This window comes from Candidatus Neomarinimicrobiota bacterium, assembly GCA_034716895.1.
Classification (GTDB): Bacteria; Fidelibacterota; UBA8477; order UBA8477; family JABMPR01; genus JABMPR01.
The window spans coordinates 1-10,165 of the sequence record JAYEKW010000165.1; the positions used below are offsets into that span (position 1 = coordinate 1).

Genomic DNA, 10,165 nt, shown 5'->3' on the forward strand with positions numbered 1-10,165 from the left:
AACTGTCCTGCAGCCAACACTTGCTCTTAATCAATTGGTTCCAGGTTCGAGTCCTGCCTGCCAGGTCGTAGCTCGGAGAGTGTAGACTGGGGCGGTGTACCATCATGAAACCCTTGTAGATTAAGCCCTGCAGGGGTTTTGACATTTTAGAGCTACTCTCAGAAATAATTGGCCATGTGATCTCAGGTGGTCCTGAGTGACAAAAATGGGGATACCTGTTGGGATACCGACACCCCCAACCCTGAAGATAATCTTCCTGCCTCCTAATCACGGACATTACCAACTGACCAAGTTCTTCGTGATCAATACTGAGCACGCATCTCCACCTTGAAAATAACATAATACCGGCTGGGCGAATAGATCAGTCTGGATATTTGCTGATTGACAATAAAGGCATTACATTCGAGCCGTAGCGTGCTGATCCACAGACTGTATCTATTCCTATTGGTCCTCAGACCCGATAGCTTAACATGACCACCCGGCATGGAGGAATCATGAAAAAAACCACCGTACAAGTCCTGACGACCCTCTTCCTGAGCACCCACTTGGTGGCTATCCCCAATATCTTGGTAGATGGAATTCATGGTTGGTCCAGACCCCTTCCCAATATGTCCGAAGTGAGCGATCCGGCTCAATTATTCCCGGAGTATGACTTCGATTATCTGGATGCCTCCGATATCGTGCTGGATCAGGTTATCATCTCAGGTTACCTGCAATCCAATCAGGATACTGTTACCTTCAGCGTTCCAGAAGCCAGCCCCGTCCTTTATTTGCGTTATACACCCGGTGATACCAGTAATTTACAGCATCCCTACTTTTTTCTCATTGATCCCCTGGGTGAATATTCTGCCACGAATTGTAACGGCCTGGCCTACGTAGAAGCACCCATGAGTGGTGAATGGACCATGATCTATTCCGCCTGGGATGAGCTTGACACCTGGTATGAGGTCGGTACCGGACCCCACTTTTATCAAGCAGAGCTATTCAGCCAATATGATTTGCTGCTGCAAATGACGGATAATACCTTCACCCTTTTCCTGGGTAATTTGCCCCAGTTCACAGACTATGAGTATAGTCAGCTCAATAGCTATTTCGCATGTGGTGGTGGTTACCTTTTACTGCGGGAAACCGATATGACCATGGTGGAAAAGCCCATCATTCACCTGACTTCCACCAAAGATCTATCACTTGAAGTATCCTTGAACTTTCCAGGGGTTCCAACCTTTCTGGAGCCGTCTGCCACCGTGGTGAATCAGGAGAAACACACACAAGTGATCTGGAGAACCAATTTAGCGGCCGGACAAACACAGGAACTCCTTTATGAGGGGCGACCACCAGGAGGAATGAATTTTCTGGCAGTGGAAAATAATGGTTCATCAGTTCATATTGAGAATTATTCAGAACTGAACCTGGCTGATATCAAAGTGTTCTGGGATGAACCCGGGGTGGGTTTTAGATATGGCGATCATGAATCACTAGACCCTGGCCAGACCTCCGTTTTAGATGCCACCAGAATCTTTACCCCTGAAGAACTATCCCGCTTTCTGCTAAAAGAACTGGAACAGGAAGCCCTGGAAAATGGATTGTCATCAACTGAAGCTCAGACATTCTTCCGCGAATATCAATGGATCAATCGTCTGATCACCAGAGCCTCACGCGACGGAAATCCCTGTGCCATCTACAATTTTTCCGGAAAAGATTATGACCGCTTGATCCCACTTGCCAGCTCACATGAACTGACTGATCGTGCACGCATTATGTGGGTCTTTGTGGATAATATTCCTGCCAAAATACCGGGCAGTCGTGCAATTCTTCAACCAGCAATCGCAGAAACGGTGTCTGCCAGATCTGATGAATCTGTTATTTTTCATGAATATGGTGTTATCGAAGAATGCTATCCGTCGGTACGGTCTCTTCGGGAATTAAGCATGTTCCGTTTTCAGTTTCGAGATGAAATCCTGGTTGATGAAACCAATAATCACAATAACGACACCTGGAGTCCGATATTCCATACTTTTGGGTTGCACCCGGTGGCTCAAATATTGACCGCTGGTGTAAACAACGTCCACGGGAATATTGCTGCACCCATCACGATCGAAGTCAGTGGTTCCGGATTTGTGGTCATAAGCGGTGATGAAGATACCTATGCGGATATGGGAGTGGAATTCCCCCAGGGATCCTATCCACCGGTGGCTGTGGCTGAGGGTATTGGCAATGGCTGGTTTATTGCCGTTAATGATATTAATATTCTGAACACGAACCCCGACAATCGCCAGTTCCTTCAGAATTGTTTTGAATTTCTGACGGATATTGAAAGTCAAATTATCCACGTGCCTGGAGATGTTGCCACAATCCAGGCTGCCATAGACAGCGCTCTTGCCGGCGATACTGTGCTGGTGGCTGCTGGAGTCTATAATGAGAACATTGATTTTTCCGGCAAAGCTGTTTGTGTGATAAGCGAAACTGGGGCTGCTGCGACCATTATCCACGGTGACAGTACCGGGAGTGTTGTTTCGTTTGTATCAGGTGAAACAGGGTCAGCGATCCTGGATGGATTTACCATTCGTGGAGGCCATGTGTATGAATCAGGACCCCTACTGATGGGAGGTGCCGGCGTTCTCTGTATCAATGCTTCACCAACTATCAGGAATAATGTGATCACCACGAATCATTGTGAAATGTACACGGATGGCGCTGGGTTGTACTGCAATAATGCCAGTCCACAGATATTGAACAATATCATTTCTGAAAATACCGGAGCTTATTATGGTGGTGGGATCAGTCTGCGAAATGCCTCAAACCCTGAGATTACCGGTAATACAATTGAGTCAAACAGCACGATGAGCGGTTGGGGTGTGGCGTACGGTGCTGGTATCTATGTTGGCACCAATTGCATCCCCCTGATTGGTAATAATTTGATCCGCAGCAATATCATGGATTTTGGATACGGTGGCGGGATCTGTTATCAGGGATCTGGTTCAGCTCTATTGAAGGGCAACCTCATACTGGGTAATCAGGGAGCTGGAGTTGTCTGTCTTGATTCAAACCGGGCCCACATCGTGAGTAATACTATCTTCAATAATACTATGGCAGTTTATACCAATGCTTTTGCTCATCCTGTGCTGGTCAACACCATTGTTTGGGAAAATGCTATTGTAGTAAGTGATGACCTTGGTCCAAGCGAGATCACGGTAGCCTATAGTGATGTACAGAATGGTTGGGAAGGTATCGGAAATATCGACGCTGATCCTCTATTCATCGATCCCTGGTGGTGGGATTTTAACCTTGAGGAGGATTCACCCTGTATCGATGCTGGAACAGCTTTTTACGTGTTCGGACAAGATACAGTTCTGGATCTGAACCTAGGTGAATATAACGGGAATGCTCCAGATATGGGGGCTCTGGAATCGCCTCCGGTAGTTGATGTGCGAGGTGAGCCGAACCTTCCTGCTAAATATGAACTAGATCAGAATTTCCCCAATCCATTCAATCCGGTGACCATGATCAGTTATGCTTTACCCGTTTCTGCAAGGGTTGATCTGACGATTTATAGCCTGACCGGGCGTCAAGTGGTCAACCTGGTGAGTAAACGACAACCTCAGGGCTATTACAACCTGTTGTGGGATGGCAAAGATGCTTATGCCAACCCGCTAAGTTCGGGTATTTATTTTTGTCGATTAACGACGGGATCATTCAGCAAAACCATCAAAATGGTATGCTTACAATAGGTTGTTTTAGAGGTGAATTTGGTATTAAACGTACAGGTCTATGTGGGTCGGGGTCTTGTGTATAATTGTTTCTGAATATTCTGCGTCTTCGATAGTTTCACCTGAAGCCAAATATTTCTCAATTCGCTTTTTTAGCAATTCTTTAGCATTTCGATCAGCTGACTGATGACGCAATTCGACAATTGATCTATTTTTCTCAAGCCAATGATCTTCGAGCCTATAAGCCACTTATAGCCCCTTGAAATATCTGAAATAATTGATTAACACAACGTGATAAATCTAGTAAAAATGATAGCCAACACAATCACTATTACTGTCGAGAGCTGTCACCCGTCACTCATCACTCGTCACTCCCATCAATTCTTCCCTTCCATTCTTCCCTGTTTCGCCTTACCTGAAAGCATGTGGTGGGATGACGATTTTAGCCTGGATGATGATGACACCAAGACCTATTCTCTTAGAGAAATGGTTCTGGGGGTTTATCCCTATATAAGACCCTATAAACGCACCTTTCTGTATGCCGTGTTGTGGGCTTTGGTAGGAGTGATCCTGGTTTTGATTCAACCCATTATTCTGAAGCGTATCATCGACAAAGATATTCCCGGAGGTGATTTTACCGCCCTGGCCTGGTCTGCCGGTCTGTATCTGGTAACCATGGTGCTCTCTGCGGTTTTTGGTTTCTATAGCAACTGGATGGCTCAGAAGGCGGGCATCTTTGCTGTGAATGATCTCAAAATTTCCCTCTTTGGACATGCTTTAAAACTGGGGCTACCCTTTGCTGAGTCAACTTCAACGGGACAGTTGGTCAGTCGGATCGAATCAGACCCCCAGCGAATCATTGCCGTTACTTCCACCATGGCACAGCGTCTGCTCATGTCTTTCGGGATGATCATTGGCGCTTTTGTTATTCTGGCAGCTGTAGATGTGCGCTTTCTAGTGATTACCCTATCCATCTTTCCTCTGGTGATTTTTACAGCCTGGTTCTCATTTAGATATTTCAGACCATGGTTTCGACAGGATCGGGCAAATTTCTCCAAAATGCTGGGTGTGCTCAGTGAGTTCATCCGGTCAGCCAGCATTCTCCAGGTTTTCGATCGTACGGATTGGGCGCTGGGCCGGGTACGTAAATCCACCGAGGAGTTCAACAGCTTCAGTATTAAGATGAACTGGATCAACTACGGTATTTTTCAGGGCTTGGGATCCATGGAAGTAGCTGCTACAGTCATTGTGCTCATGCTGGGTGTAAAATGGGTAGGCGAGGGAACCCTTACGGTAGGGGCTTTGGTTTTGTTTGCCCAGTACATCGCTCAAATCTATTGGCCCATCTTCATGTTTACCGAGCAAATCTCGCAACTGCAGTCAGCAGGTGGTGCCGCAGATCGGATCTTTTCAACTCTTGAGACCAAGCCTTATATTGCCACCAAAACAAACCCCAAACTATTACCAAAAACCATCAGAAGTATCCGGTTTGAGAATGTCAGCTTTGGCTACTCGGATGCTGATAGAATCATTAATGATATGTCCTTTGAGATTAGAGGTGGGGATCAGGTTGCTTTTGTTGGTCCTACTGGCGGTGGCAAATCAACAGTCATTAATTTGATCTGCCGCTTTCGTGATCCCCAGGAAGGTCGCATTCTGTTGAATGGTATCGATATTCGTGAATTCGATGTGGCAGAATACCGCAGCCATTTCGGTCTGGTGCTCCAGGATCTGTTTCTCTTTCCAGCATCTATTGAAGAAAATTTACGGGCTTTCCGGGAGGGCGTTACCCGCACCGAGCTGGAAGACTCAACCCGCCTCACTGATATCCATGAAAGCATCCTCTCCAAAACTGAAGGTTATGAAACGGTCCTTAAGGAAAGCGGTGAGGGCTTTTCCTACGGCCAGCGACAATTGATCGCTTTTGCTCGGGCTCTTGCCGTGAAACCCCAGGTTTTGGTCCTCGATGAAGCCACCTCCTCAGTTGATCCCGGTACAGAACTACGCATTCAGGCCACCATGAAGAAACTCACCGAAGGCAGAACCTCCTTTATTGTTGCCCATCGCCTGAGTACTATTCGACGGGCAACGACCATTGTGTTCATCCAGGATGGTGAGATCCTTGAATCCGGCAGCCACGAAGAACTTGTTGCCAGCCAGGGGGCCTATGCTGAACTTCTGACCCATGCAGATTCCACGCAGGAGATGGTCTAATGGCTCTCATCGGTGCCACAAAACATGTGCTGGGCTGGTTCCTGGTCTATTGGAAAAACCGGAAAATCGGTATTTCCTGGGTTGTTTCTGTCACTATCATAAGCATTGCTCTCAGTACAGCCTATCCGGTCATTTTCAAATTTGTTATTGATGCCCTGGTTGAAGGGCAAGCCACTACCGATGTTCGTCTCTACGTCTGGATGATCCTGATTGTGGGGTTGGCTCGAACCCTGGCTCGGTGGGTGCTGCCCTCATCCCGCTATATCATGAATTTACTGTTAGCTATGGATATCAAACTGTTTCACTTTGATAATTTGCTCAAAAAGGATCCGGCCTTCTTCAATCATTATCGTTCAGGTGATCTCATCACCCGTTTTTCGGATGATATTGATGGCGATATGAAATTGAACTGGTTTGCTAACTCAGGAATCATGCGTCCCATTGAAGCCGGATTTACATTGTTGTTCTCCATTGGGGTTATGATGACCCTGCATTGGAAATTGACTCTCCTGGCGATTTCGCCACTACCCCTTATCGTTTGGGCCATGAGCAAAACCGAACACATCCAGCATAAGGCGTATACACGACGCCAGGAGACCATCTCCCAGACCAACAATATTCTGGAAAGTGCCTTCTCTGGGATCAGGATCGTCATTGGCTTTGTCATGGAACAGGCTCAGGAGCGTCTTTTTAAAACCAACATGGAAGAACGCAAAGAGGCTGAAGAACGGGTGGTTTTCATCAGGTCTTTACTGGAAAGTATTGGTAGCTTGATCAATCAGGTTGGACTGGTGATCATATTATTTGTGGGTGGCTATTATGTGATCCACTCTCAGATTAGCATGGGAGATTTCTATGCTTTTATCGCGTATATGACAGGCATTACAGAACCGATCTGGACTATTTCCTGGTTTTTTGTCTCACTCAAAATGGCTGAGACCTCAATTGATAGATTAGAAGAGATCGAGAAAAGTGAAAATCGCATGGCTCACGCTTCCAGTGTATTAACACCAATTCAATCACTTACGATCAAAGACCTGAATTTTCGCTTTCCTGACGAAGAAAAACAGGTGATTAAGGAGATAAATTTCCAGGCTGAGCCAGGCGAGAAGATCGGAATCGTTGGCGAAGTGGGTTCAGGAAAAACGGTTCTGTTGAAGTTGATCTCAGGCTGGTTTATCCCCACCAGTGGTTCTGCAGCTTTGAACCAGGTGAATATGGCTGATCTCAGTGATGCATCCCGAGCGAGTTGCATTGCCTATGTCCCTCAGGATATTGAATTGTTCAGCGGGACGGTGGCAGACAATATCAGCATGGGTCGTAAAGCCAACCGCAGTTTGAGTGCGGTGATCAATACTGCTGTCATCGGTGCTGAATTGGATCCGAAGAAAGTGCTGGAGCAAGGTGGTGTGGGTTTGAGTGGGGGGCAAAGGGCTCGAGTGGCCCTGGCTCGGGCTTTTTATGGAGATACACCGATCTATATTTTTGATGATGTAACATCAGCCCTGGATCTGAATACTGAGAAGATTCTGTGGCGAAATATCAATACGGACTATTCAGAATCGTTATTTTTGGTGGCCACTCACCGGGAAGCCACGGCTGCCGAAATGGATCGGGTGGTCTGGATCAAACAGGGCCGGATCTTTTGTGAAGGCAAACATGTTGACCTGCTCAGGGAGCATGATGACTACCGATCCCTGTTTGCCCATGATTAATGGGGCTATCTCTCCAAACTGTTGGGCTAAAGCCCTTCAAAAATTAACCTTTAGAGCCCCCGGCTTGAAAGCCGGGGTAATTATAGTTCCAAGTATAAGTTTCTACCGGGTATAACAGGTCTAATTATTGGCAGGTGCTTAGAAAACAGTCCAAGAAATCTCTTCGCCTTTTGTGGTTAGTGCTTTACGAGCAAATCGTCTCCAATAAAATAGCACACACTTCATAAGGATCCATATTGGCGGAAGGACGGCGATCTTCCAGGTAACCCTTGCCTTCTTTTGCTGTGATTAGGGGGATTCGAACCGAAGCACCACGGTCACTGACACCATAACGAAATTCATGGTAAGAGCAGGTCTCGTGGAGCCCTGTAAGACGTTCTTCATTATGGGCGCCATAGACAGCTATGTGTTCCTCATGTTTCTCGGCAAGTTTCTTACAGGCGTTTTCAACAATGGCAAAACCCCCATCTTCACGCATGGCTTTGGTACTGAAATTGGTATGAGCGCCAGCTCCGTTCCAGTCACCCTTAACCGGTTTGGGGTGGATACTGGCATTAACACCATATTCTTCAGCAATTCGGTAGAGGAGCCAGCGAGCCAGCCATAATTGATCGGCAATCTCAAGCGGGGTCAGGGGACCGATCTGAAATTCCCACTGTCCAGGCATGACTTCAGCATTTACTCCGGAAATTCCGATACCAGCGTACAGACAGGCTTCCATGTGTTCCTCAACGATATCCCGGCCAAAAACCTCGTCAGCACCCACACCGCAGTAAAAAGGTCCCTGGGGAGCGGGGTAGCCGCCATCAGGCCAGCCCAGAGGTGACCTCCCTTGAAAAAAAGTGTACTCTTGTTCTATCCCAAACCAGGCTTCTTCTATTACATGTTGTTTGGCAATGTCCACCAAATGAGCCCGCTTGTTCGATTCATGAATCTGACCATCCGGGTAGCGAACTTCGTTCATGACCAAAATATGATTACCTCGACGAATAGGGTCAGGTGCAAACGCCACGGGATGTAAAGAGCGATCACTATCATGACCTTCGGCCTGCATGGTGCTGGAGCCGTCAAAACCCCATTCCGGAATTTGCTCGAGCTCAGTGATTGGTCCATCCAGTATCTTGGTTTTGGAACGCAGTTTGGAAGTGGGTCGGTGTCCATCGATCCAAATGTATTCAGCTTTAATCTTTGTCATATGAATGGATTCCTATGAATAGTTGATATGCTTGAGGTATATGTGCATCATGTCGAGCAATTAATAAGATATACAGGTAAATGTCAATAATAAATTATGGTAATAATATATAATACTTAAAAATATAAAGCGTGGAATCAAAGACAATCCGGTCGAAATGTCCAGCTTTGGCAACAAACCCAGACTTTCATTCACGGGAGAGCAGAATATTCAGATCAATCGCAGTGGTCTCTTTATAGGATGACAACACCAGGTTGGACTGAGTGCGGTTCACGCCAGGCCAGTTTTGAATTTCATAGAGCAGGTCTTCCAAAGCCTGGGAATTTTTGGCGCGTACTTTAAGAATATGTGAGCCGGTCCCGATGATTGAGTGACATTCCAAGACAGCAGGAGAGGCAGTTGCCTTTTCAACAAAACTCTCATAATGATCCGAATGTTCACTGACAATGAAGACAAAGGCAGTCAGGTCCAGGCCGGCTTTTTTATGGTCAAGAACGGTTGAGTAGCCCTTAATCAGTCCTTTTTCGGTAAGTTTTTTCATGCGTTCGCCAATGGCTGGAATTGACAGTTCAACCCCTTTCGATATCTCACTGGCGGTTACCCTGCCATTCTCCTGCAGTAATTTCAATATTTGAATATCACGTTTGTCGATCATGGTGTCTCCTGAAATATTTTAAGTACCCATCAATATATCCTAAATATTTATGCAGTTTACAGAAGTTTCTCTAAAATGTCTTTACTTGATTGAGTGTGAGGTGAAAACACCTTAAGTGACCTATAGAGTTTGTGCAAGATACTGTTACTGTTAGAATTAGTAGTAATTCTGGCTCATCGTCATAATGCGTACCTCGGAGTTAGTTGGATTATTAGGAAGCTTCCATCTTTTACTCAGATCCAGATTCCCTGAAGGGGAATAATCAGAATAGCCACGGGTGTAACCCGTGGTAAATGAACCACAATAATTGCAACCCTGAAGGGGTTGAATAATACTAAAGCAAATATTTTTCATCAAACTCTATCCAGCATATTTCATAAAGAAATGCAACTTTTTTACGCCCTCATGAAATATGCGTGCTTTTTCATGTTTTATCAGAAGTTCTCTAAGTTCCTCAATAAATGATTGTTTCTGATCGTGCTTCTCCCGGTTTTTAACGTATTCAATTAAATCATCCTTTGTAGAGAATATGATCTGATACAATATTTGGGTGTCTCGGTTGACAGGGTTAAACTCCTTCAGAGTTTGATCTGTTTCTTGATTCCAGGTACTACGGGTTGCACCCAGCCCGCCACGGCATAGCTGGAAGCGACGCCGGGTAGCTATTCATATTTAATCC

At 46.0% G+C, this 10,165-nt stretch carries 7 protein-coding genes; 3 read left to right on the top strand and 4 right to left on the bottom strand.

Annotated elements, in window-relative coordinates:
• The first annotated feature begins 494 nt into the window (after positions 1–494).
• Positions 495–3,728, top strand: a complete 3,234-nt coding sequence (locus U9Q77_10390) for a right-handed parallel beta-helix repeat-containing protein (protein ID MEA3287765.1) — start codon at positions 495–497, stop codon at positions 3,726–3,728.
• A gap of 24 nt (positions 3,729–3,752) precedes the next feature.
• On the opposite strand, the gene U9Q77_10395 is transcribed toward U9Q77_10390, so the two are convergent.
• Positions 3,753–3,956: a hypothetical protein gene (locus U9Q77_10395; GenBank protein ID MEA3287766.1), complete on the bottom strand. Its 204-nt coding sequence runs from the start codon at positions 3,954–3,956 to the stop codon at positions 3,753–3,755.
• Between the two features lie 60 nt (positions 3,957–4,016).
• Here U9Q77_10395 and U9Q77_10400 point away from each other — a divergent pair, with 60 nt between their 5' ends.
• Positions 4,017–5,921, top strand: a complete 1,905-nt coding sequence (locus U9Q77_10400; protein MEA3287767.1) for an ABC transporter ATP-binding protein — start codon at positions 4,017–4,019, stop codon at positions 5,919–5,921.
• Positions 5,921–7,636, top strand: a complete 1,716-nt coding sequence (locus U9Q77_10405; protein ID MEA3287768.1) for an ABC transporter ATP-binding protein — start codon at positions 5,921–5,923, stop codon at positions 7,634–7,636. The genes U9Q77_10400 and U9Q77_10405 overlap by 1 nt, the downstream gene beginning before the upstream one ends.
• Positions 7,637–7,820: 184 nt before the next feature.
• On the opposite strand, the gene glnII is transcribed toward U9Q77_10405, so the two are convergent.
• The 3 genes from glnII to U9Q77_10420 form a co-directional block, all read right to left on the bottom strand.
• Positions 7,821–8,831 carry a glutamine synthetase GlnII gene (glnII, locus tag U9Q77_10410; protein ID MEA3287769.1) on the bottom strand — a complete coding sequence of 337 codons (1,011 nt, stop codon included), beginning with the start codon at positions 8,829–8,831 and terminating at the stop codon, positions 7,821–7,823.
• Positions 8,832–9,018: 187 nt separating this feature from the next.
• Positions 9,019–9,486 (bottom strand): Lrp/AsnC family transcriptional regulator, encoded by a 468-nt coding sequence (locus U9Q77_10415; protein MEA3287770.1) that lies wholly within the window; start codon positions 9,484–9,486, stop codon positions 9,019–9,021.
• A 156-nt stretch (positions 9,487–9,642) separates the two neighbouring features.
• Positions 9,643–9,840, bottom strand: coding sequence for a hypothetical protein (locus U9Q77_10420; GenBank protein MEA3287771.1), 198 nt, complete (start codon positions 9,838–9,840; stop codon positions 9,643–9,645).
• Positions 9,841–10,165: the final 325 nt, after the last annotated feature.

What these genes read in the sequence shown, in the direction of transcription:
- U9Q77_10390 (MEA3287765.1), top strand. Translation starts at nt 495, where the DNA reads ATGAAAAAAACCACCGTACAAGTCCTGACGACCCTCTTCCTGAGCACC.
- U9Q77_10400 (MEA3287767.1), top strand. Translation starts at nt 4,017, where the DNA reads ATGATAGCCAACACAATCACTATTACTGTCGAGAGCTGTCACCCGTCA.
- U9Q77_10405 (MEA3287768.1), top strand. Translation starts at nt 5,921, where the DNA reads ATGGCTCTCATCGGTGCCACAAAACATGTGCTGGGCTGGTTCCTGGTC.
- glnII (MEA3287769.1), bottom strand. Translation starts at nt 8,831, where the DNA reads ATGACAAAGATTAAAGCTGAATACATTTGGATCGATGGACACCGACCC.
- U9Q77_10415 (MEA3287770.1), bottom strand. Translation starts at nt 9,486, where the DNA reads ATGATCGACAAACGTGATATTCAAATATTGAAATTACTGCAGGAGAAT.
- U9Q77_10420 (MEA3287771.1), bottom strand. Translation starts at nt 9,840, where the DNA reads ATGAAAAATATTTGCTTTAGTATTATTCAACCCCTTCAGGGTTGCAAT.